At 51.7% G+C, this 22975-nt stretch carries 27 protein-coding genes and 5 tRNA genes; 22 read left to right on the forward strand and 10 right to left on the reverse strand.

Going from position 1 to position 22975, the window contains the following annotated elements; translation table 11 throughout:
- Positions 1–2 precede the first annotated feature (2 nt).
- The 9 genes from EPO04_00460 to EPO04_00500 form a co-directional block, all read right to left on the reverse strand.
- Positions 3–425 (reverse strand): DUF1801 domain-containing protein, encoded by a 423-nt coding sequence (locus EPO04_00460; protein ID TAK89573.1) that lies wholly within the window; start codon positions 423–425, stop codon positions 3–5.
- On the reverse strand, positions 415–795 hold the full coding sequence (locus tag EPO04_00465; protein ID TAK89786.1) for a DUF1428 domain-containing protein: 381 nt from the start codon (positions 793–795) through the stop codon (positions 415–417). Before EPO04_00465 ends, EPO04_00460 begins: the two co-directional genes overlap by 11 nt.
- A 248-nt stretch (positions 796–1043) precedes the next feature.
- Positions 1044–2120 (reverse strand): restriction endonuclease, encoded by a 1077-nt coding sequence (locus EPO04_00470; protein TAK89574.1) that lies wholly within the window; start codon positions 2118–2120, stop codon positions 1044–1046.
- The gene (locus EPO04_00475; protein TAK89575.1) at positions 2120–2575 is read right to left on the reverse strand and encodes a hypothetical protein; all 456 of its coding nucleotides are present in this window, start codon (positions 2573–2575) and stop codon (positions 2120–2122) included. The genes EPO04_00470 and EPO04_00475 overlap by 1 nt, the downstream gene beginning before the upstream one ends.
- A 110-nt stretch (positions 2576–2685) precedes the next feature.
- Positions 2686–2761, reverse strand: a tRNA-Gly gene (locus EPO04_00480).
- 8 nt (positions 2762–2769) lie between these two features.
- Positions 2770–2845 (reverse strand) — tRNA-Phe (locus tag EPO04_00485).
- A gap of 62 nt (positions 2846–2907) precedes the next feature.
- Positions 2908–3309, reverse strand: coding sequence for a large conductance mechanosensitive channel protein MscL (gene mscL / locus EPO04_00490; GenBank protein ID TAK89576.1), 402 nt, complete (start codon positions 3307–3309; stop codon positions 2908–2910).
- A 27-nt stretch (positions 3310–3336) separates the two neighbouring features.
- A tRNA-Val gene (locus EPO04_00495) sits at positions 3337–3413 on the reverse strand.
- Between the two features lie 112 nt (positions 3414–3525).
- On the reverse strand, positions 3526–3930 hold the full coding sequence (locus EPO04_00500) for a hypothetical protein (GenBank protein ID TAK89577.1): 405 nt from the start codon (positions 3928–3930) through the stop codon (positions 3526–3528).
- Between the two features lie 130 nt (positions 3931–4060).
- Here EPO04_00500 and EPO04_00505 point away from each other — a divergent pair.
- From EPO04_00505 to EPO04_00605, 21 genes are all read left to right on the forward strand, one after another.
- Positions 4061–4134, forward strand: a tRNA-Cys gene (locus tag EPO04_00505).
- 15 nt (positions 4135–4149) lie between these two features.
- Positions 4150–4235 (forward strand) — tRNA-Leu (locus tag EPO04_00510).
- An 89-nt stretch (positions 4236–4324) separates the two neighbouring features.
- Positions 4325–4882, forward strand: coding sequence for a hypothetical protein (locus tag EPO04_00515; protein ID TAK89578.1), 558 nt, complete (start codon positions 4325–4327; stop codon positions 4880–4882).
- Positions 4872–5465 carry a hypothetical protein gene (locus EPO04_00520; GenBank protein ID TAK89579.1) on the forward strand — a complete coding sequence of 198 codons (594 nt, stop codon included), beginning with the start codon at positions 4872–4874 and terminating at the stop codon, positions 5463–5465. Before EPO04_00515 ends, EPO04_00520 begins: the two co-directional genes overlap by 11 nt.
- 94 nt (positions 5466–5559) lie before the next feature.
- Positions 5560–5874 (forward strand): hypothetical protein, encoded by a 315-nt coding sequence (locus EPO04_00525; GenBank protein TAK89580.1) that lies wholly within the window; start codon positions 5560–5562, stop codon positions 5872–5874.
- Positions 5871–6089, forward strand: a complete 219-nt coding sequence (locus EPO04_00530) for a hypothetical protein (GenBank protein TAK89581.1) — start codon at positions 5871–5873, stop codon at positions 6087–6089. Before EPO04_00525 ends, EPO04_00530 begins: the two co-directional genes overlap by 4 nt.
- A gap of 122 nt (positions 6090–6211) precedes the next feature.
- A complete protein-coding gene (locus tag EPO04_00535; GenBank protein TAK89582.1) occupies positions 6212–7042 on the forward strand; it encodes a hypothetical protein in 831 nt (276 codons plus the stop codon).
- A 112-nt stretch (positions 7043–7154) separates the two neighbouring features.
- Positions 7155–7709 carry a LemA family protein gene (locus EPO04_00540; protein ID TAK89583.1) on the forward strand — a complete coding sequence of 185 codons (555 nt, stop codon included), beginning with the start codon at positions 7155–7157 and terminating at the stop codon, positions 7707–7709.
- Positions 7710–7734: 25 nt separating this feature from the next.
- Entirely contained in the window at positions 7735–8166 is a 432-nt protein-coding gene (locus EPO04_00545) for a hypothetical protein (GenBank protein TAK89584.1), read from the forward strand.
- A 2-nt stretch (positions 8167–8168) separates the two neighbouring features.
- Positions 8169–9053 carry a protease gene (locus EPO04_00550; protein TAK89585.1) on the forward strand — a complete coding sequence of 295 codons (885 nt, stop codon included), beginning with the start codon at positions 8169–8171 and terminating at the stop codon, positions 9051–9053.
- Complete coding sequence (locus EPO04_00555) at positions 9050–9799, forward strand: hypothetical protein (GenBank protein TAK89586.1); 750 nt, start codon at positions 9050–9052, stop codon at positions 9797–9799. Before EPO04_00550 ends, EPO04_00555 begins: the two co-directional genes overlap by 4 nt.
- A complete protein-coding gene (gene ligA / locus EPO04_00560; protein ID TAK89587.1) occupies positions 9800–11812 on the forward strand; it encodes an NAD-dependent DNA ligase LigA in 2013 nt (670 codons plus the stop codon).
- Between the two features lie 753 nt (positions 11813–12565).
- Positions 12566–12859, forward strand: coding sequence for an Asp-tRNA(Asn)/Glu-tRNA(Gln) amidotransferase subunit GatC (gatC, locus tag EPO04_00565; GenBank protein ID TAK89588.1), 294 nt, complete (start codon positions 12566–12568; stop codon positions 12857–12859).
- Between the two features lie 20 nt (positions 12860–12879).
- Positions 12880–14310 carry an Asp-tRNA(Asn)/Glu-tRNA(Gln) amidotransferase subunit GatA gene (gene gatA, locus EPO04_00570; protein TAK89787.1) on the forward strand — a complete coding sequence of 477 codons (1431 nt, stop codon included), beginning with the start codon at positions 12880–12882 and terminating at the stop codon, positions 14308–14310.
- Positions 14307–14750, forward strand: coding sequence for a hypothetical protein (locus EPO04_00575; GenBank protein ID TAK89589.1), 444 nt, complete (start codon positions 14307–14309; stop codon positions 14748–14750). The genes gatA and EPO04_00575 overlap by 4 nt, the downstream gene beginning before the upstream one ends.
- Entirely contained in the window at positions 14747–16192 is a 1446-nt protein-coding gene (gene gatB, locus EPO04_00580) for an Asp-tRNA(Asn)/Glu-tRNA(Gln) amidotransferase subunit GatB (GenBank protein ID TAK89590.1), read from the forward strand. The genes EPO04_00575 and gatB overlap by 4 nt, the downstream gene beginning before the upstream one ends.
- Complete coding sequence (locus tag EPO04_00585; protein ID TAK89591.1) at positions 16193–16750, forward strand: mechanosensitive ion channel family protein; 558 nt, start codon at positions 16193–16195, stop codon at positions 16748–16750.
- A gap of 67 nt (positions 16751–16817) precedes the next feature.
- Entirely contained in the window at positions 16818–17075 is a 258-nt protein-coding gene (locus EPO04_00590; protein TAK89592.1) for a hypothetical protein, read from the forward strand.
- Positions 17076–17077: 2 nt separating this feature from the next.
- Positions 17078–17566 (forward strand): hypothetical protein, encoded by a 489-nt coding sequence (locus EPO04_00595; GenBank protein ID TAK89593.1) that lies wholly within the window; start codon positions 17078–17080, stop codon positions 17564–17566.
- Positions 17538–17828 (forward strand): hypothetical protein, encoded by a 291-nt coding sequence (locus EPO04_00600; GenBank protein ID TAK89594.1) that lies wholly within the window; start codon positions 17538–17540, stop codon positions 17826–17828. Before EPO04_00595 ends, EPO04_00600 begins: the two co-directional genes overlap by 29 nt.
- Positions 17829–17903: 75 nt before the next feature.
- Positions 17904–21599: a DNA polymerase III subunit alpha gene (locus EPO04_00605; GenBank protein ID TAK89595.1), complete on the forward strand. Its 3696-nt coding sequence runs from the start codon at positions 17904–17906 to the stop codon at positions 21597–21599.
- On the opposite strand, the gene EPO04_00610 is transcribed toward EPO04_00605, so the two are convergent.
- On the reverse strand, positions 21600–21854 hold the full coding sequence (locus tag EPO04_00610; GenBank protein TAK89596.1) for a hypothetical protein: 255 nt from the start codon (positions 21852–21854) through the stop codon (positions 21600–21602).
- 479 nt (positions 21855–22333) lie between these two features.
- Here EPO04_00610 and EPO04_00615 point away from each other — a divergent pair, with 479 nt between their 5' ends.
- The gene (locus EPO04_00615; GenBank protein TAK89597.1) at positions 22334–22975 is read left to right on the forward strand and encodes a 50S ribosomal protein L19; all 642 of its coding nucleotides are present in this window, start codon (positions 22334–22336) and stop codon (positions 22973–22975) included.

Consider the following 22975-nt stretch of genomic DNA (forward strand, 5'->3'; position numbering starts at 1 on the left):
ACTTACTCCTTCCATAATATCTTGCTGATAGGCCCGTTTTTAGACAGTAACTTAATATGGTCATACGACTGCTGCAAAATCTGCTCTAAGATTGGCAGCTCTACATCGCTCAGCTGCTTAATGTACAAACAGTACCCAGTAGAGGCATGCTTACCGAGCTTAGCCAGTAATTCGGAGTAGCGAGCAGTTCCGTCCATAAGGTAAACTGTAATCTTATTTTTTCTGGGGTAGAAGCCAATGACCAAGCCGTCACCTTCGCGCCCGCTGTCGTACTTGTAATGATAGGTATCAAACCCGAGCGTGCCGGCATTCCATAGCTTAGGCTCATGTCCACTTATCCGTTGCATCATATCAGCTAGAACCGCGGAATCTTTGGCGGTCTGCTCATTAAGCGCCGCGAAGTACTTTTCGACTTTATCCTTCAACTGCTACCTCAAACCCTCCATATGCCATTTTCTTCATATCAACCGGCATGGAAAAATCGTTTTGTTCTTTATATTTTTCGCTCATTTCTTCCATTGCCTTTTTGTTTACTTCGTCGCGGTGCTCCTTGGAGTTGAAAACAATAAAAGAGAACCATACATTTTCATCATCACCGGCGTCGGCCATGTCGGCAAAAGCGCGTGATTTTTCGTCACCCACCACTTGCTGCTTGAGGTCATCACCGCGACACTCAAAATACTGAAGCGCACCATGCTTCATCCAAGCGTCACGCCCATCCTCGGCCATTTTCTCATACTCTGTTTCTTTGCCCTTAGGCACTACCAGTACAAAACCATCAACATATTTAGCCATCCCCACACTCCTTTTTTATAAAGTGACCTTCTTAAATAAGTTTAACATTTACTCCATATACTTTGCATATTGGAGGTAAACAAAAAGAGTACCGAAGTGCTCGATAATTCCTGGTGTTAGCGACTCAGTAAGCGAGGCGTCATTGCCTTTGGCTGAAGTTTATTTTGAGTAGCTGTGTTCGTGGGCCAATTGTACGCCCGTGACAATCGTGTTGTGCATGGAGGTAAAAATTAACAAAATATTTCAGCTTATGCTTGTGCTGGTCCTCTCCATCGATAAGCTCGTCTAAATCCAGCATCCTCAGCCTCCTTAACCGTCTTGGCATAGAATTCACCTCGTTTTGGGGTGATTTTTGCCTTGTCATATTGTTGGTCAAACGGCAAGTGGTATATCTTGTCTCGCTTATTAGATATATTGCACTTGATGCAGGGGTAGTTCTTGTTCATTTTAAAGTTTTCTTTTAATTCAATTTTTAGCTCTTTTGCAAATCTTTTTGCTAAATCCGATAGTGTTGTCGATGTTGCGAAAACAGCTTTAACGGACCTGCCCTTATTTGCATCTCGATACTGGAAAACTGTGCCAAAAAACTGAAATATATGCTTTTCATAAATGACTTTGAATTTTGACCAATTCTTGCATTGTACGACTACTATTTCATTTTCCTTGCTTGCAATAATATCCCTGCCCAAATCTTCCAGCCCCTTGAATATGCCGACATATTCAACCTCATATCCTTTAGATTCGTAAGTATAGCCTACGTATCTTTCATACATCTTCCCGATTTGCCATTTGCTTTTTGGCCTGCTCCAATATCTATCAAGAGCCAATTGATTCCTCTCCGTGGTGCTTAGTTTTCTGTACTCCTTTTTTGAAACATAATTAGTAACCTTATCTTCCAGCTCCTCCTCGCTGTAGTCCGCAAGAATCCTCCTATCTTCTTCGGATATATTGTCAACCTCTTCCTTGAGGTCGATAAGAAAAGGGGCAACACTTTCATAGTACGCAACAAGGTACTCAAGAATCTTTTTGTCTGAGATTGCCCTTCTCCTTTCCCGCGCCATATTTGCGACTACCTCGCTTGCCCGAACTGCGGGTACGTGCTTGTATTTTAAGAAGTCAACCAAATTTTGATCTTGAAGTTGCTGGTAATACTCAAATGCACTTGCTAAAGTAGGAAAACCAATCTGCCTCTCCTTTATAATTTGCTCTAAGTCTTTCTTTTGGTCTCGGATATGCTCTAAGTATTCTTGTGCTTGTTCGCGAACTTCATGCCATTCACTTATTGTCTGCTGCAATTCTGCCCGTACATCTTCGTAGTACCCCATTATTTATATGCCTTTTCGAAATCTTCAATAAATAAGTCATTATAATAGGCTTTAATGTCCTTTTTAGCAGTAACGTTTACCCATTCCTTGTCTCTGGTGCATGAGCAATTAGGGTATCTGTTGCAACCCAAGAATTCACCATACATCCCGTCCCTTTTAACCATATAGCCTGTCTTACATTCAGGACAACTCCTATTTATCCTATGTATGCTTTTAGCAATTTTGGCTTCCTCGTATTCGTACGAATTTACATATTCGTCACGCATTGATTCAATCTCTTTTTTAAGCTCCGCTAGAGATGTTGATGAAATGAAATTAGTTTTCAATAACTCTCTAGTAAGAAGTGACTTCTTTTTTTCATGGCGCCTTTTAGCATACTCGTCGAATAAGTCTATTAGCCAGCCTATTATTGTTAGGATTAGGAAAATACCTATAAGTATGATAAAAGGCTCCATACCGCTTCCTCCAAGATAAATATACCACTGTATCACGCTTTAAAGTTGGTTTTTAAGCAAGATTAACCGGTGGAATACTAGATGTAATCACCGAAGCGTCAAATAATTCCTGGTGCGGGTACAGGGACTCTAACCCTGGGCCTCTTCCTTGGCAAGGAAGCGCTCTAACAGCTGAGCTACACCCGCATGTAATTTGGTGGCGAGACTCGGACTCGAACCGAGGACACGAGGCTCTTCAGGCCACTGCTCTACCAACTGAGCTATCTCGCCAGGGCTGGTATGACCTCAGTATTCTAGAGGAAAAAACGGTTTAATTCAACAGTTTTGGGAGACTAGCTAACCTTAACGCCGCAGTGCTTACAGCGCTTAGCTTTGGCTGGGATCATACTCAGGCATTCGGGGCACTCTTTTTCGCCCGTACCGACCTCCTGGCCGCGCTTGGCTCGGTTGATTAGGTGATTCATTGGCTTAACCACGCCAAAAAAGATAACAGCGGCAATTATAAGGAAGGCGATGAGGGCGTTGAGGAACTTGCCGTACATGATGGCGCTGCCGTTAATGGTGAGCTTGAGGGCGGAGAAGTCGGGTTGGCCGCCAACCGCGGCGATCAGCGGGGTGATGACGTCTTCGACCAGGCTGGTCACGATGGTGCCAAAGGCGGCACCAATAACGACACCGACGGCTAGGTCGACCACGTTGCCACGGAGTAAGAACTGTTTGAACTCTTTAAGCATGAGTTTAGTATAGCGCAAAATAAGGACTGGTGGGCGCTGAGGGACTCGAACCCCCGACCCTCTCGGTGTAAACGAGATGCTCTAGCCAACTGAGCTAAGCGCCCGGGTCGATTACGACCAGGGAATAGTAGCAAATATTGGGGCAATAATCAATCCTGGCTGGTTAAAATGAAGCGCCACCCTCCGAATCCGTTCAGAGGGTGGCGTGAGCCGCGGTTAGGCGGCGACGAGTTCGGCCTCGAGCTTCTTGTTGCGGGGAGGGTGGGCCGCGGTGATCAGCTTGCGGAACATCTGTTCGATGCTACGCCGGTTGCTGGTGTCGCTGCAGCGGTCGAAGAGATCGGCGGTCATCAGGAACTGGGGGCGGTTACCCCGGTGTAGACGCACCGGCATGCCGTCGGCGCGAGTCAGGGTGCCAGAGACGAGAATTTCGTCACCTGGCACTCCCACAATGATGCGGCCAGTCCCTCGGCCCGCGATTTCGAAAACGAAGCTGACTTGGTTGTCGGTACCGCTCGCTTCATCTGGCTTGATCTCCGTCTGGAGATCCTCGGCGGCCAGAATGGCCAGCCGGATGAGGCGTTCGCTACGGGTTTCTGCTTTGCTCGTCGGTGTGGGCATGTTGCCTCCTGGCGAGTTGGGAACAGTATCTGTATAATGACATATTGACTCAAATTGCGCAAGTCGATTTGGGGTTGCTGACAACAGGTTAGAACCCATGTATAATTTGGGAGTTCCTCGAAAAGCTTATGGCACCTTGGCGGAGTGGTTACGCAGAGGTCTGCAAAACCTTTTACACCGGTTCAATTCCGGTAGGTGCCTCCATTAATTATATTGTCCGGGAGAGTGGTGGAATGGTATACACGACGGACTTAAAATCCGTTGCCTTTACGGGCTTGAGGGTTCGAGTCCCTCCTCTCCCACCAGGAATTATTCATTAATTGCGATTGCAGGCTGCATATATTAAGGTAGAGCTACTTCTAACATTCTAGGTGAGAGAAAGTTGGTGGAGCACATGAGCTACCGGCTCACGGAAGATCAGTGGCGCATTGTGCTGCTGATTTGGGATCGCAAAAAGAAGGGTCGGCATCCAGCGCAACCCTTTGACTTGGCCGCCCAGCTTGGCCTGAGCCGAATGAGCGTGTTACGCGATCTTGGATATCTGGTAAGTCTCGAAATCGTAAAACAAGATGTCGGCTATCAGTGTCACCCAGCAAAGCGTTGGCCTTCCGAAGAGATGTTGTGCCTCATGGAGGCTTGGCGAGTTGGAGTGAGCATTGACGAACAGGGCGAGGCCGACGTGGTCGCGGTGTATCTCACACAGCAAAATCAACTTCGGTTTCAAAATGGGCAAAAAATGTTTCGAGGATTTGTCGCTCAAGCTATAGGCGAAACTAAACGGGCTGAAAATCCACTCGAACATCTTGTCCAGCAGGCGGCCATTCAGCCATCATGCCCGGCTGACATTGTTCGTCGAGCAGCTTACCAGGCGGCGATTGAGTACTGGCAGATTAGGCCGCTGCCTAATGGCACGGTTTTTGACAGCGCGGAAGGTGGAGCACATGGCGTTTAAGCTGAATAAGGGTTACGAAGCAATCCTGGTAGCGATAGATCAGCAGCGCCGACCACTAAGCTTAAAAGAGCTTGAACTGCTGACAAACTTAAAGCCTCAGTCTCTCAGGGCGTACTGCAAGAAGCTGGTTAGAGAGAAGTACCTGGTGTATAACCACGCAACCCTTCGCTACTCAGAGGGTGAGCTCTTTCCACCCGTTATCAAGATGGAAAAAATAACGAAGCGGTTGGAGGCTTGGCGGGAGCAGGACCCCAGCTTCCATCCCGTAGCCTTTGAGCTGATGTTCAAGCACGGTGGTGGATACGACTACGACTTGCGTCAGGATTTTCTGCGGCGACTGCGCGAACTGCTGCGTCCAGCGGAGGTGGCCGGATATGAGCCTGATTCGCTAGGCGAACCGCTCGTGCCGGCAGGCTGCAGTCCAGAGACCGAGCTGGTTTACCGGCGCGCTCACGAAGTGGTAAGCGATTGGCTGAGTCAGCGAATTGACGTGGGTTCCGGGTTAGATCATGACCCCGGGCCGGAAGACGCGCCGCTGCGTGACGACGAGCCATGGTTCCCGGTTCCGCTGGAAGAAGAGTGACGAAAGGCGGCCTCGCATAGTCTGTGAGGCCGCCAGGATTGCAATTATTTTATTTGATGGTACTTTATAAAGCATCAGTATCAACCTTCTACAGATGGGTAAGAAGATGATTCGACGACTGATTGACAACGTGTTGGTGCATGTCTTTTGCACCGCGGCGGTCGAGGTTTGCTTGGAGGCTTACGACGGGCGCGCACACCCCGACTACTTGGGCCCGCTGCAGGCCAGGCTGCTGCGCCCGATGACCCGCTTGAATCTGCTTGTCTACGAGATGAACTGCAGCAACGAGCGCATGGAGTGGTCCCAGGCGGAGTTCCCGTACGGCAACGAGGAGCTGCGAAGGCGCCTCTTTGATTCCAGCTTCTGGGCTAAGGATCTGGCGTTTCGGGTTCGCTTGGCGTTCGCATGAGTGTGCCGGAGTTGGCCGAAGGACATCAGCTCATCCTTAATGAGCTTAAAGAAGCGGGCAGCTGCGGCCGTCGGCTTACCGAGCTCGTTAAGTTGTTCGACGGTGATTTTGAGACGCTTGTTCGGTGCCGAGACCAGCTTATTGAATGGGGGCTGGTAAGGCGAGAAGGTGACTGCTCCACATCGAGCTTCGTACTGTCGGATAACGGCAAGTGACCCCGGCGATTGGGCCGGGGTCGTTTTACGGAATTATATGGTTTTTGTTGTTTGCATCCAGTAGTTGTATTAAGGTAGAGCTACTTCTAACATTCTAGGTGAGAGAAAGTTGGTGGAGCACAATGCAGGAACGACTTTGGCTCAAGGTTACGCATCTGCGTCTCTTCGACTGGCTGCTGCATGACTACGGGGGCGGGGCGACCCACATCCTGTTCACGCTCAGCCTGGGAGACTTCCAGACCAGGAAATTCCATCTGACGCCGTCCGGAGTCGGGGTGGACGCCTTTGGCACTCCGAACACCGGTGGTTCAGGCGATCACATCGGTGCTGTGCCGGCGGACTACAAGCTCGCGGGTGTGCCGGTGCCAGATCTCATTCTCGGCGACCTTCTTGTCGAGGCGATCTGGAGACACTTCAGGCAGCCCCAGAATTGGGGTCAGCTACGGGAGTACTACAACGGTGGCCAGACGCCTTACGAGGTCATCATCGCGCCAGAGCAGTGGGGCGGCCAGGCGTTGTGGATTCCGGTCGACTTCGTCGAGATCTTCAACCTGTTGCCGGCTTCGACCGGCTTGTATGCCGATATTCGAATGGGTCATCACCTGCTCTTCCGGGAGCAGCTGCTTGACCGCCGCTACAAGTCGACGGTGATGGAACGGCCGCATCCGGGCGACTGGCAGACGATCGATCGGCTGGCCCGCAGCGAAGAGGAGCTTTTTGAGGAGGCTCTTTTGCGCCGAACCTTCACGAATCCTCGAGTCAATGAGCTGATCGAGGCGGCGACACAGCACGCCTGGGACAGTGGTATGTGGCGGGAATACAACCGTCTACGGTTCGGTCACAGCAAGGGTCGTGAGCACTACCTCTACGGTGTGCCGGGTGTCGATCCTGGTTCGGTGGCCCCGGGTCTGGTCATGAACCTCAGTCCGCCCCCGTCGGTCGTGGCGGCGTAGTTCAATCTTTCGGGCGGCTCTGGCTTAACGGTCAGGGCCGCCGAGTTCGCAATTATCTCTCCCAAAAACCAATCAAAAATGCTACAATAGAGCCAAAATAAAGGGTAGCCGAATGACACTTTGGATTATTTTAGGAATTGTGGCGGTTGTGGTGATCGCATTGATCTTGATTTATAACGGTTTGGTTACCGCCAAGCAGCGAGTTGAAGAGGCTTGGAGTGATATTAACGTGCAGCTTAAGCGCCGCTATGATTTGATCCCAAACCTGGTATCAACGGTCCAGGGCTACGCCAAGCACGAGTCAAAGGTGTTTGAGGACGTAACCAAGGCGCGCACCGCGGCTATGGGCGCACAAGACGTTCACGCCAAGGCCGAGACCGAAAACCAGTTGGCCGGTACGCTCAAAAGCTTGTTTGCGGTAGCCGAGGCCTACCCGGATTTGAAGGCCAACCAGAACTTTAAGGCGCTGCAGGATGAGCTAGTGGATACAGAAGATAAGATCCAGGCGTCACGTCGGTTCTACAATACCAACGTGCGAGACTTTAATATCAAACTGGGAGTGTTCCCCAACAACTTAATTGCCGGCATGCTTGGGTTTAAGCCACGCGAGTTTTTTGAGGCCGATAATCAAGCCGAAATTAATGAACCGGTGGCGGTTAAGTTTTAACTAAAAGTTAAGGAACGGTTAAGCAGTGCTCGAAAACGTTACTAAAACCTACGCCTGGCAAGAAGCGATGGAGCTGTCGCGCGAGCTGACACGGTTGTGCGAGGAGTTTAGCGACGGTGATCGTAATGTGCTGGTTGGCCATCTACGCCAAGCGGTGGTTGAGATTCCGGCAACGGTAGCGGTTGATATTACGCTGGGCCGGCCGGCAACGCTGGAGCCGGCCATTCGTTTGGCAACCGAGCTGGAGCTGGTGCATCGAATTTACCCAGCCATTGAGACCGGTACCGCGCCGCAGAAGCTAGAGGATTTATTGCGGCGGATGCGCTCAAACAATTTTACAGAGCAGGAGCCAGCCTCAGTCGATGAGGCTGAAGAAGAGCAGCCCGCGCCCGAGCCAAACGAGGCTAGTCCAGCCGCCCCAACCTCAATTCCGGTTACCCCACAGCAAGAGGATTAAATATGTACACCGCCGTTAGTTCGAACAAGCGTAAAACCGTGCTATTAATGGCTCTGTTTGTGGCCTTTATCGCGACTTTGGGTTATGTGGTCGGGGTGATTAGCGATAGTCCCGGGCTGCTTTACTTTTTTGGGATTGGGGCATTGGTGTACTCGATCGTAACCTACTTTTTGTCGGCTAAAATAGCGCTGGGAATGTCGGGCGCCCGCGAGATTAAAAAGTCGCAAGCTCCTGAGCTGTATCGGCTGGTCGAGAACTTGAGTATTACCGCCGGTTTACCAATGCCAAAGGTGTACATTATTGAAGATAGCTCGCCCAACGCCTTTGCGACCGGGCGCGACCCCAAGCATGCCGCGGTTGCGGTGACCAGTGGGTTGCTAGAACGCCTGGAAAAGGATGAGCTGCAGGGAGTCTTGGCGCACGAGATGGCCCATGTTGGTAACTATGATATTCGGCTAATGAGCGTGGTAACCGCGCTGGTGAGTATTGTGTCGATTATTAGCGACCTGCTGTTTCGAGTGAGTTTGTTTAACGGAGATGACGATAGCCCCAATCCATTGATGCTGGCAGTGGGGATTGTCCTAGCGATCCTAGCGCCGTTAATTGCTCTGGTGATTCAGCTGGCAATTTCGCGTCGGCGTGAGTATTTAGCAGATGCTACCGCGGTGCAGCTAACCCGTTACCCCGATGGTTTGGCCAAGGCGCTAGAAAAAATATCGCACGGCGAGCCAATGCACCGGACCTCGTCGGCCACCGCTCATTTATACATCGCTAATCCGCTAGGTGGTGGCAAGGGTATTGGCGGAGCGGTAGCAGGACTGTTTAGTACTCATCCACCAATCGAGGATCGAGTGGCACGCTTAAGACAGATGGGAGATGTGGTATGAGTCAAAAGTTTAGTAGTCCGTTGCAGCTGGCCAAGGCCAGTTGGCAGCAAGGTCGCCAGCATTTAAAGCTGTTGTTGGGTATATCGGCGGTGGTCGGCATTCCTTCAACCCTTGCCAGCACTTACCTGGTTGACCCAACCGCCGATAGTTCAATTTCGGCCTATATCGCCTTTGCTCAGCTGGCAATGAACGCGGCTTTAATCTATGCCGCAATCCAGCTGGCCAAAAGTAAGAAGGTGACGATTCGGCAGGCCTACTACCAGGGTTCCACTTTGTTGGTGCGCCTGGTGTTGTTCTCATTCTTGATGTTGCTATACGCTATTCCGCTGATGCTTGGTTTGCTGATGTTGTCGTTTGGGGTGTTTGCGCCCGGTTCAACCCTAACTTCGGTTGAATCACTGATTATTGGCGGCGTGGCTCTATTGATTACCATTCCTGGGCTGGTGCTACTGGTCAAGGGGATGTGGGGTGCCTTTGTGATTGGTGAGGGCAAGGCAGGCCCGATTGAGGCCTTGATTCAAAGTCATCGCCTAACCAAGGGTAAGGTCCGCAAAAGCTTGGCTCGCCTCTTAGCCTTGGCGGCAATTTTGGCGGTAAGCGTGGCAATACCGGCTGGGTTGCTGGTCGCTCTGGCGGCGCTGACCGGGATTCAAGCGCTGTCGGCCTTGGTGCAGTTTTTGGTGGTGGTAACGGTTGTACCTTACAGTACGCTGTACCTGTATAAGATGTACGTGGAACTTAAGTAGATGAGCCAGGATCAAGCGGCCCGTCGAGCCGCTAAGCTCCGCGATCTGCTCAATGAATATCGATATCAGTATTATGTTTTAGATGCGCCCACGGTTGATGATGCGGTGTATGACTCGCTAAACGTTGAGTTGCGTGAGCTGGAGGCGGCGCATCCTGAGGTGGTTACGCCTGATTCACCAACCCAGCGAGTGGGGGCCGAGCCGCTGGCTAAGTTTGAGTCTGCTCCTCACCAAACTCCAATGCTGAGCCTGAATGATGTGTTTGATCACGCCGAGGTTTTGGCCTGGGAGGAGCGCATGCGCAAGCTGCTCGGGGCCGGTTTCCGCCAAGAGTACTACGCCGAGATTAAGATGGATGGTTTGGCGGCTTCGTTGGTTTACCAGGACGGCGTGCTGGTGCGAGGTTTGACTCGGGGTAATGGTCGAGTGGGCGAGGACGTTACCTCTAACCTGCGCACGATCGAGGCGATTCCGCTCAAGTTGCGCCAGGACAAAACCGTACCACAGCAGGTTTACCAGGGTAGATTTGAAGTGCGCGGCGAGGTGTTGATGTACAAGCAGGTGTTTGAGCGGCTCAACCAACAGCGCGCCAAAGAGGGTAAACCGCTGTTTGCCAATCCGCGTAACACCGCCGCCGGTACCATTCGCCAGCTTGACCCTAAGTTGGTGGCAGCCCGGCAACTAAGCTTCCATGTTTACGCCGTACCAACCGATGTAAGTGGCATATCGACACATGCTGCCGAACATGAGCTGGCAGCCAAGCTGGGCTTTAAGGTTGAGTCACACAGTCAAACGCTTAGAAGCACCAAGCAGATAGAGGCTTTTTTGAGCGAGTGGGAGGATAAGCGTAAAGAACTGCCGTACAACACCGACGGAGTGGTGATTACGCTCAACGACCGATCGGCGTACCAGCGGCTGGGCGTGGTTGGCAAAGCCCCGCGCGGCTCGATTGCCTATAAGTTCCCCGCCGAGCAAGTCACCACCAAGCTCAAAGACATTCAGGTAAGCGTTGGCCGAACCGGCGCGGCGACACCTTTTGCGGTACTCGAGCCGGTACAGGTAGCAGGCTCAACGGTGCAGATGGCGACCCTACACAACGCCGGCGAGGTGGCGCGCAAGGATGTGCGCATTGGCGACACCGTGATAGTACAAAAGGCGGGCGATATTATTCCGGAGGTGGTTGGGCCGCTGGTTGAATTGCGTACTGGCAAAGAAAAAAAGTTTGTGATGCCGACCAACTGTCCGATTTGTGGGCAGCCGCTACACAAGGAGGCCAAGGAGGCGATTTGGCGCTGCATCAACTTTGACTGTCCGGCGGTTGAGCGCGAACGAATAATCCATTTTGCCTCTAAAAACGCCTTTGACATTGAAGGCGTTGGCGAAAAAAACGTCGATGCTTTTTTGGACGCCGGTGTAATTAAGGACGTTGCCGATCTATTCAAATTAAGCGAGGCAGATCTGCTCAAATTGGATCGGTTTGCGGACGTGTCGGCCAAAAAACTGGTGGCCTCCATCCAGGCTCGTAAGGAGGTTGCATTAGACCGCTTCATTTACGCTCTAGGTATTCGTCATGTTGGTGAACAAACCGCCTTTGACCTGGCCGATCACTTTGGCTCGTTGAATAGGTTCCAGCGAGCGACTCAAGCGGAGCTTCAAGCTGTACCGGGTATTGGAGCGGTGGTAGCCGATAGCGTTTTTGACTGGCTCAACAGTCGGCGTCATCAGCAGTTGGTTGATAAGCTGATGAGCGTTGGAGTGCATCCCCAGGCGGTGCAGCGAGTAGAGGGCCCCCTAACCGGAATGAATTTTGTAATCACCGGTACGCTGGAGGCTTTTGGTCGCGATGAGGCAGGCGCCCAAATAGCCGCCAAGGGAGGCAAGCTGCAAAATGCGGTTACCAAAGACACCACCTATGTCGTGGTGGGTGATGATCCGGGTGCAAGTAAGATCACCAAGGCTCAGAAGTTGGGTATTGAGCAAATTGATGAGCAGAAACTGCACAAGCTGTTATAGTCGCGCAATTTATAAGGCCTAAATAGCTAAGCGGCGACGCAAATGGTATGAACTCTTCCCACCGAAGTGGGCAACTGTTACCATTCGCGCCGCCGCATCTCGCCCGGATTGTCGCGAGGAGGGACTAGGCGAGAAGTTGAAAGCTGTCGGTTGTCTAGGGGGTAGACCTGACTGTGCGTGGTGGGTCAACCGGCGACCTGCGCCCGCAACCCTACGTCTCGCTCAGCAAGCAGCTCCGACAGCAAGAGACCCGATGGGTTTTGCCCTGGCATTCTCTTTCCCTTGGCTGCACAAGGATTTTGGGGACGTCCGCTTGATGGGTGGGGGTTCCCTCGCACGGAAGTATTTTTACAATAGGCTTATTGATTGATGTTGTCAATTGGTGGTAACTATATAAATTATTGTAATAATGCACAAAAAAGCGCTACCGAAGTAGCGCGTAGCTTAAGCGAAGCCTAGGCTGTAAGTTGGTGACCCGGGTGGTGCCGGCGATGCAAGGACAAGTCCAAGAATCGACCGACACCACCTGAGCGTCTCCCTCCCCTGGGAGGCCCGCTGGGCGGGCACGCTTGTGAAGTTTTGTGCACCCCGGGGCGGCTCTTGGGAGAGGCTCCCCGGGGTGCTGATCGAGGTGTCGGGCGAGTGGCCGGGAGCTGTTCAAGAACTCGGTGCTCGCTCGAGACTCACTCATTTTGCCTCTAAGTGCCATTTACTGTCAACCCTTTGCTCAATCTGGCTGCCATCAGGTACAATATGTTTATGTCGAAAATTACCCCGGACGAGGTTCGCCGCGTCGCTGAATTAGCCCATATTGGCTTGGCCGAGGATCAAATTGATCACTTTGCGCGCGAGTTAGATCAAATCGTTGGCTTCGTTGAACAGTTACAAAAAGTTGATGTTAGTGGCATAGAACCAACCGACCAGGTTACCGGTTTAGTGGATGTATGGCGTGAGGACGAGGTTAAACCCGGTCTGTCTCATGATGACCTCAAGCTCAATGCTCCCGATTGGAAAGACGGACAGTTTAAGGTAAAGAGGGTGCTATAGTGGCCGATCTTAAGCGACCAATTGCCGAGTTGGCCGGTGAGGTGCAAGCCGGCAAGCTAACAGCGGTTGAGTTGGTCAAAGCCAGCCTGTCAGCGATTGACGGCGCCGAAGATCATCACGCCATCCTCGAAAAGAACGAGGAGGCGTTGGCGCGCGCCCAAGAGATTGATGAGCGTGTTAAAAAGGGCGACAAGGTCGGCCGCTTAGCCGGTATTCCCTATATCGCCAAGGATAACTTTTTAACTAAGGGTACGCATACCACCGCTTCTAGCAACATCCTAAAGCCATTCAAGGCGCCATATCAGTCAACCGTTATAGAGAGGTTGGAGGATGAGGGAGCAGTCATGGTTGGTAAGGCCAACCTGGATGCGTTTGCGCACGGCTCTTCAACCGAAAATAGCGATTTTGGCCCCACCAAAAACCCGCACGATGCAACGCGAACTCCGGGCGGTTCCTCCGGTGGCTCAGCTGCCGCCGTGGCCTTGGGTCTGGCCTGCTTTGCGCTGGGTACCGATACCGGTGGTTCAATCCGTCAGCCAGCGGCCTTTACCGGCACGGTTGGGCTCAAGCCAACCTATGGCTTGGTTAGTAGGTATGGAGTTGTGGCGATGGGTAGCTCGGTAGACGTAATTGGTCCGCTGACCAACTCGGTCGCAGACGCGGCGCTGGTGCTAGATGTTATGGCCGGCCAAGATTCAGCCGATGCCACTACCATTGAGCGTGATTCGGAATCCTACACTCGGATCAAAGGCGACCTTAAGGGTAAAAAAGTCGGTTTGATAAAGGAGTATCTGGGTGAAGGAATTGATCCAAAGGTAAAGGCTTCAATTATGCAGGCCGCCGAGCAGATGAAGCAGGCGGGAGCCGTAGTCGAGGAGGTTTCGCTGCCATCGACCGATTTGGGCCTGGCTGCATACTATATTTTGGTTCCAGCCGAGGTTAGCTCAAACCTGGCCAGATACGATGGGATTCGTTATGGTCACAGCTCAAAGGATGCTACCACCATGCACGACACCTTTCTTAAAAGTCGCAATGAGGGATTTGGCGACGAGGCTAAGCGCCGCATTATGATCGGCACCTATGTGCTATCTAGCGGTTACTATGATGCCTACTACAAACGGGCGCAAAAGGTTCGCACCGTGCTACGAAATGAGTTTAACCAGGCGTTTGAGCGCTACGATTTGCTGCTTGGGCCAACCACGCCAACACCGGCCTTTAAGCTGGGCGAAAAAAACCACGATCCGCTATCGATGTATCTGTCGGATGTTTACACCGTGGTGGTGAACCTGGTCGGTTGTTGCTCGATCAGTCTACCAAGCGGCTTGGTTGATGGCCTACCGGTGGGCTTACAGCTGATTGGCCCACAACTGGGCGAGCGAGAGCTACTTGGCTCAGCCGTAGGGGTTGAAGAGCTATTGGGTGAAAACTCCGCTAAGGAGGTGACGCTATGATTTGGATGCTAATCGCGGCCTTAGCGCTTGGCTTGTTGCTGATTGCTGTAATCAGTGCCGACCAGTCTAAAAAGCCGAAAAAGCGCAACGGTAAACGTCGTTACGCCAACCGGATCGGGTCGGTCGACAAAGAGTTTGTGCAAACTCGTTGGGTGGCCATCGAGGGTATGGCCAGCGGCGGGGGCAGCTTGCGCGACGCCGTCAGCGAGGCCGATAAGCTGGTTGATTATGTGCTCAAGCAGTCTGGAGTACCTGGTGAGACTATGGGCGAACGGCTTAAGAGCGGTGGCGACCGGTTTAGCGACATTAATGCTATCTGGCGGGCTCATAAGCTGCGCAATGCCTTGGCGCACGAGGCCAAGTTCGACCTGGTTCCAAGCATGGCCCGCGAGGCCATTGCCGACTTCCGCCAAGGCCTTAAAGATCTGGGGGCACTATGAGTAAATACGAAGTCGTTATCGGCATTGAGACTCACGTGCAGTTGAGAACTAAGACTAAGTTGTTTTGTAGTTGTAATAACGACGCCCGAGATGAAGCTCCAAATAAGTATGTCTGCCCGGTATGTACCGGTATGCCTGGAGCGCTACCGGTGCTCAATAAGCGAGCGGTGGATCTCTCGTTGCAGGCCGGCCATGCACTCAATGCGTATGAGAACACTACAGAGTTCCACTCTAAGTTCGACCGCAAGAACTACTTTTATCCCGACAGTCCAATGAACTACCAGATAACTCAGTTCGATGAGCCAATCGTGGGGAAGGGTTACGTTGAGTTCCCAGTCAACGGTGAAACCAAGCGAGTTGGCATTACGCGAGCTCATCTGGAGGCCGATGCCGGTAAGTTGACTCACCCAGCCGGCACCGACTACTCCTTGGTCGACCTCAACCGCGCCGGTACTCCACTGCTCGAGATTGTCAGCGAGCCGGATATGCGCAGTGCGGCTGAGGCTAAGGCTTACGCCCAGGAGCTGTATAACCTGATGCGCTACGCCGGCGTGAGCGACGCCAACTTGTATTACGGCAACATGCGTTTTGACGTAAACGTTAGCTTACGCCCGATTGGTAGCAAAGAGTTTGGCACTCGCACCGAGAGCAAGAACCTTAACTCCTTCCGCGCTGTCGCCGGAGTGGTTGAGTATGAGACCAAGCGCCAAACCGAGCTGCTGGATAAGGGTGAGAAGATCATTCAGGAAACTCGCGGCTGGGATGAGAATAAAAATGTGACCTTCAGCCAGCGCTCCAAAGAAGAGGCACATGACTACCGTTACTTCCCAGAGCCGGATATCCCACCGCTCGTGGTTACGGAGAAGATGCTCGGTGAGGCTAAGGGAGGTTTCAATATAATGCCAAAAGATATACGTGAAGCTCTCGCGGAAGCTAAAATTAAATCAAATGAGATGGAGGCGCTTATTGGCGACCCTGAGGCCTCTCGCTTTTGGCTACAAGTTGTGGCTGAAAATCCTGCCTACGCCCATTTCGCATTTAATTGGTTGATTGGAGATCGTATTAGGCTCGAGGATGATAAAAATGAAAGCCTCGCCGAATCCGCAGTTGATGTAACGACGTTGACGGGAGTTGCTAAGCTGATCGATTTAGGCAAGATTAGCTCGACCAACGCTAAGATTTTACTCGAGAGGTTATGGGATATAGATGAAGACCCTCTTGTAGTTGCGGATCAAAACGACCTCCTCCAAAACTCCGATACCGGTGAGCTCGAGAAGATCGTGGATGAGGTTATTGCCGCCAATCCCGGTCCGTGGGAGCAGCTTAAAGCTGGCGAGACAAAAGTCCTGGGCTTTCTGGTAGGTCAGGTTATGAAGGCCTCAAAAGGACAGGCCAATCCGCCAATGGTTAATGATATACTAAAGAAAAAGTTAGGAAGCTAGGTGACTTCACTCGATCTATCATTTGAAAGCTTACTTGATCCGGTTACGCAGGCCTTAAACGAGATTTTACCCAAAATACCGCTAGCTATTTTGATATTGCTAGCTGGTGTTGTAGCTATTCGAATTATTTCTTGGGTGATGCGGTGGCTGATAAATCAGTTTAATGTACCCAAGGGCCTGCAGGGCATTATCATGTCGCTGTTTAACTCCCTGCTGCTCATCTTTTTGGTGATTGTCTTCCTGCAATCGCTGGGCTTGAGCAATGTCGCCTTTATCTTTTCGGCAGCGGTGGCCGCTACCGGCTTGGCGATCGGTAATGGTTCGGTAACCTTAATCAGCGACATCATATCTGGTATTTATTTGGCGCGTGATCGTAACTTTTCGATTGGCGACATTGTTCGCGCCGGTGAGGAGCCGGTTGAGGGGGAGATTATTGGTATGGATATGCGCCGGACTCGGATTAAGGACGCTAGCGGGCACGTTCATAGTCTGCCCAACTCAGTCGTTGAGCGTAAGGCATACGTACTGATTACTAAAAAACGCGACCGCAAGCTGTAAGTAACGGTATCCAGGCTTGCCAGCCACCCAAAAAAGCGGGATAATAAGGTTATAACGGGTACCAATTATGCAAGATGTACAAGCGGTTTTGGTTACGATTCTAGGTATTGGCTTTGCCGTATTTTTAATCATGGCCATTATTACCGTTTCGATTGCGATTAAGATTTTAACCAACATCCGCCACATCACTCAGCGCTTGGACGAAACCACCACCAGTGCCAGCGAGTTTATGAAGTACTTTGGTAAGAGCGTCGGACCGGCGGCGGCTTCGGCAGTAGCGTCGGTAGTGGCTCGTAGCATTAAGAACGGTTTTAAGAGGAAATAGCGATGGCAAAGGAGGTAAAGGTGAAGGATCATAGCAAGGGATTTTTAAAGGGCAGTATGATTGGCGCCGCGATCGGAGCGGTAGCGGCGTTGCTGCTGGCGCCCAAGAGTGGCAAAGAGACGCAGGCCGATATTAAAAACACCGCTAAAAAGGTGGTGCGTGACGCCGATGTTAAGATTGCAGATCTTGAGCGAGAGCTTGATGGGCGGATCGACAACCTTAAGATTGCCGCCAAGGAGCTGCACGGCGAGGCTTACGAAGAAAGCCAGCGCCTAATTACGCGAGCCGAGCTGCTCAAGCAGGACCTACAGGATTCGGCAACACGTATCGCCAAAGAGGGCAAAGAGGTTCATAGCGACGCCATGACCGACGCCAAGCGACTGTTAAATGAAGGAAGTGCGGTGTTGAGCGAGCTAGAGCGAACCACCAAAAAGATTGTTGGCTCAGCTAAGAATAAGGCAAGTGATCAGTTCAAAAACAATGACCGATAAGCCGCAAAAACCAACCGCTGCCGATTACGAAAAACTGGGTCGAACCATTGAAGGAATGTTGATCAACGATTATTTGGATCTGCTGGGCAATCCGCGCCGTCAGCTACGCAGCGCTTTTGTACGCGGGATTTTTACCGGCTTAGGCACGGTTTTGGGCGCGACCTTGATTGTAGCCTTTGTGGTGTGGGTGCTGCATATGCTGGGTGGTTTACCGGTGGTCGGTGAGTATCTGCAAGGCGCCGGTAACACCATTCAGCAGTGACACAATAGCGGCTCATTTCAAGACTTAACCGCTTATGCTAAGCGGTGGTATACTTAGGTCAGATAGGGGAGATACGTGAGTACAAAAACTGCCGAGGCGGCACCTAAATCAGTGTCGTCAGCCACGCAATTTGTGCATTTGCATAACCATGGCCATTACAGCTTACTGGATGGCCTGCAAAAGGTGCCGCAGATGCTGGATCGCGCTAAAGAATTAGGTATGAACGCGATTGCGATGACCGATCATGGCACGTTGTCGGGCATTGTAGAGTTTTACAGCGAGGCCAAAAAACGCGACATCAAGCCAATAATTGGACTTGAGGCGTATGTGGCTCCGCGGCGAATGCACGATAAAACCGGCAAGGCCGACGCCAATCCGTATCACTTGATCCTGCTCGCCAAAAACCAAAAAGGCTACCAAAACTTGATGCGGCTGTCGACCAAGGCTCACCTAGAGGGGTTTTATTACAAGCCACGAGTTGACCGCGAGCTACTTGAGGAACTGCATGAAGGTATTATTGCGCTGTCCGGCTGTGCTAGCGGCGAGGTAGCGCGCCACATTTTGAATGGCGCTATGGATGAGGCTCAGGCCACCATTGAGTGGTACCGCGACACCTTTGGCAAGGATAACTACTACTTGGAGCTGCAGGACCACGAGGAGTGGGAGCCGCAAATCCGGATCAACAAGGCCCTGATTGAGCTCAGTAAAAAAACCGGAGTGCCACTGGTGGTGACCGCCGACTCTCACTACACCTGCCGCGACGATCGCGAGGCCCACGAGATCCTACTGTGTGTTCAAACCGGCAAAACCATTGGTGATACCGACCGGATGGAGATGGACATGGCGCTGTTTATCTCTCCCCCCGAAGAGATAGCTAAGCGCTGGGAGCACGTGCCGGAAGCGGTTAGCAATACGGTAAAGATTGCTGAGGCTTGTGAGGTCGAGTTGGAGTTAGGCAAGATTTTGATTCCGACCTTCCCGACCCCCGATGGCAAGACCGAAAAGCAGTACCTGCACGAGCTGTGCTGGCAGGGAATGATGTGGCGTTACGGCGACATTCCTAAAGAAGACATGCACCTGGTAGAAGAGGCTAAGGCGCGCAAACAGCTTGATTCGACGTTGATAGAACGGCTTGACTACGAGCTTGAGGTTATCGACAAGATGGGCTACGAGGGCTACTTCTTGATTGTGGCCGACTTTATTAACTGGGGTAAGAACCAGGGCATTATTTTTGGTCCAGGGCGTGGCTCGGCGGCCGGTTCAATTGTGGCCTACGTGATGAACATCACCGATCTTGACCCGATGAAGTATGACTTGCTGTTTGAGCGCTTCCTCAACCCCGATCGTATTAGCATGCCGGATATTGATATTGATATCCAAGATACTCGTCGAGGCGAGGTGATTGATTACGTTACCGAAAAGTATGGGCAGGACAGAGTGGCTCAAATCATCACCTTTGGCACCATGGCGGCTCGCAACGCCGTGCGTGATACCGGTCGGGCGCTGGGCATGAGCTACGCTGAGGTTGATGCAATCGCTAAAAAGGTGCCACAGCCGGTTCAGGGGCGGCACATACCGCTTAAAAAGTCGGTGGTTGATGATCCGGAGTTGCGCGAAGAGTACAACAGCAACCCTCGTGCTAAAAATCTGATCGATCTGGCCCAAAAGCTCGAAGGTACCATCCGCAGCAACGGCGTTCATGCCGCCGGCGTGGTGATCGCGCCCGATGAGATTGTAAAGTTTATTCCGTTGCAGCGCGCTCAAAAGGGCGGTATCTGTACTCAGTACTCAATGAACCCGGTTGAGGACTTGGGGCTGCTTAAGATGGACTTCTTGGGTCTATCCAACCTGACCATCATTAATGACGCGCTAAGAATTATTAAAAAGGTATACGGCAAAAACATTGACATCGCCGACATCCCGCTAGACGACCCCAAAACCTATGAGCTGTTTAGCCGTGGCGATACTACCGGCGTGTTCCAGCTGGAGTCGGCCGGCATGAAGCGCTACCTTAAAGCCCTACAGCCGAGCAAGTTCGATGATATCGTGGCGATGGTGGCGCTGTATCGTCCCGGCCCAATGCAGTTTATTGATGACTTTATTGACCGCAAACATGGTCGCAAGGAGGTTCGGTACGATCACCCAGGCATGGAGGCGGCGTTGGGTAATACCTACGGCATCTTGGTCTACCAGGAACAGTTTATGCAGATCAGTAAGGATATGTGTGGCTTTACCGGTGGTCAGGCCGATACCTTGCGTAAGGCCATTGGTAAGAAAAAGCGCGACGTGATGGCCAAAATGAAGACCGCCTTCATTGATGGCATGGTTGAGCATAGCCAGGTGAGTCAGGCCTTTGCCGAAAAGTTTTGGGGCCAGCTCGAAGCTTTTGCCGATTACTGTTTTAACAAGAGTCACTCGGCCTGCTACGCGCTAATCGCGGTGTGGACCGCCTACCTTAAGGCAAACTACCCCAGCGCCTTTATGGCCGCGCTCATGACCAGCAACTCCGACAACATCGATAAGATCTCAATGGAGATCAACGAGTGCCGCCGCATGGGTATTAAGGTGTTGCCGCCGGACGTTAACCACAGCTTTCTTGAGTTTAGCGTCATGCCGGAAACCAACGACATTCGCTTTGGCTTGAGCGCGGTTAAGAACCTGGGAGTTGGCCCGATCGAAGCAATCATTGCCGCGCGCGAAACCAAGGGTTCATTTAAGACCGCCGAGGACTTTGCCAAGCGGGTTAACGCCCAAGAGGTCAATCGTAAGGGATGGGAGGCCTTAATTAAGGTGGGCGCCATGGATAGCTTTGGCGCCGAACGCGGCACCCTACTCTACAACCTCGACACCATCACCGGATATGCCTCTAAAGCCCAAAAGCATGCTCTTAGCGGCCAGATCGACATTTTTGGTTCGCTCGGCATGGAGGATGACATGCCTGGTTTGCGGCTGGACATTCCGCCAACCACCGTTAGTAACCGCGAGCAGCTGGCCTGGGAGAAGGAGCTAATTGGTCTATACCTGTCGAGCCATCCGTTAGACGATTATGCCGCCTACTTAAACGACAAGGTGGTACCCCTGGGCTTAATTACCGGCAAGCATGAGGGCAAGTCGGTTCAGGTTGGCGGTTTAATCACCACGGTGCGTAAGATCACCACCAAAAACAACGCTATGATGGCCTTTGTTGGGATCGAAGACAAAAGTGGTGATTTGGAGCTAATCGTCTTCCCCAAGGCTTACGAAAAAAACCCCGAGCTATGGCAGCCCGACACAGTGGTTGAGGTTAATGGCAAAATCAACACCAAAGATCGTGACGGCAAGCCCGGCGGCGAGATTAAGATTATGGTTGATGAGGCCAAGGTGATCGACTACGACAAGGCCAAGGCCTACAAGCCAAGTGGTAAGCCCAACGCGCTTAAGATCGTATTTGAGCGCAGCGCCGGGGTGCCAAAGGAGGAGGTAGAGGGTGAGATGATTGGGGCCGTACCGCTAGGCGCACCGGAGCTGGCATCGGTTGTGAGCGAGGCTCCAGCTAAGAATACTGCGCTGATGATTAAGCTAAATAAGATTTCAAGTACCGAGGTGCTGACTAGTATTAAAACGATTATTGCCGGCGCCCCGGGAACCGATCCAGTATTCCTAATCATGCCTGGCGAGCCACCCAAGAAAATTAAGCTACCGGTCACCGTGCAGGTTGATGACGACCTGATTAGCCGACTCAAACAGGTGGTTAATGAAGGTGTGGTTGCCCGCGCGACATACAGCGTTTAGCTACGCAGCTTGAGGAGTTAAAGCTCTAATACTCCAACTTTGGGATGATTTTCTTGCTTCAACCAGAGGCCGCCTCGCTTTCCGCAGGAAGCCAATCCGAAGGCTTTCTGCGTTAAATTCCTGATCGTCGTCAACCGTAATTACAACAGTAGCCTTGTTTGGAATGTCGTCATAAAGTTCCGGATGATCAAGGAGGTATGTATCAAATTCCTTGATTAGGCGGATGTTTTTATCGATGTATTCTCGTGTGCTCATTTTCATTCTCATAGTATACCTACTTTCTCTTTAATGCTAACTCGTAGATTCTTCTAAAATCTCGAAAACTTTCCTCTATGTTTTCTTGGCCCCAAGTTAGAGCCTCATTGGCATTTATATGGGGCAAATTATGTACAGTTTCACCACGCCTTGGATGGTATCTGTGGATGTGAGGAGCTTGGCCATGAGCGTTATCAATTTTGATGATTAACCGCCATTTACCCTCAATGAGCGCCTCGTACATAATCGCGAACTCCTTAACGACTCCCCTGTAGGTAACGATGCGGCGAATCTCGCGATCTTGCACTGTTAGGGTTACATTGAACTTTCTGCTCCGCAGATTCGTGCCACTCATTTATCGCAACTTACTTTTGAGCATAAGCCGAACTGTAACAGACTTACATTAACAAAAGATTAACGCCCGTTAGCCACTTTAACTTCTTGATCTGTTCAACAGATTGTGTTACATTACTTGGGTTATGCATCCCGCAATTACCAAATTAGAAGCAGCATCGCGTAAGCCGGCCATCGCCCAAGTGCAGTCCGGTGATACCGTGCGTGTTCATCAACTGATTCGCGAAGGCAGCAAGCAGCGCGTTCAGGTTTTTGAAGGCGTGGTTATCCGTACCGACCGTATGGGCAGCACCACCGCTTCGATTACCGTTCGCCGAATCGCCAGTGGTGTTGGTGTCGAAAAGAGCTTTTTAATGCATTCACCAAACGTCGAAAAGGTTGAGGTAATTCGCCGCAGTAAGGTGCGCCGCAACTTTATGAGCTTTTTACGTGATCGCCGCGGTAAGTCGGCCCGCCTCAAGGAGGTTTCGTTTGATCGTACCGCCGCTAACGTCCAGCCGGTTAAGGATGAGGTGGTAGCTGAGGATCCCCTAGCTAGCGACGAAGAGCTTGATGCCGAGGTGACTGAGTTGAACGTTGAGGAGACCCAAGAGGTTCACCCAGAAACCTCAACCGAGGAGATTGCCAAAGAAGAGGAAAAGGCCGCCGCTGCCGATGAGCCAAGCGCTGATGATGGTGATGGCGACGAGTCGGTAGCCGAGCAAGAAGAGGCCGAGAGTGGTGCCGACCGCGCTGAGGCCGAGGAAGACCGCGAGTCGACCAAGTAA

Source organism: Patescibacteria group bacterium (assembly GCA_004297735.1).
GTDB lineage: Bacteria > Patescibacteriota > Saccharimonadia > UBA4664 > SCTI01 > SCTI01.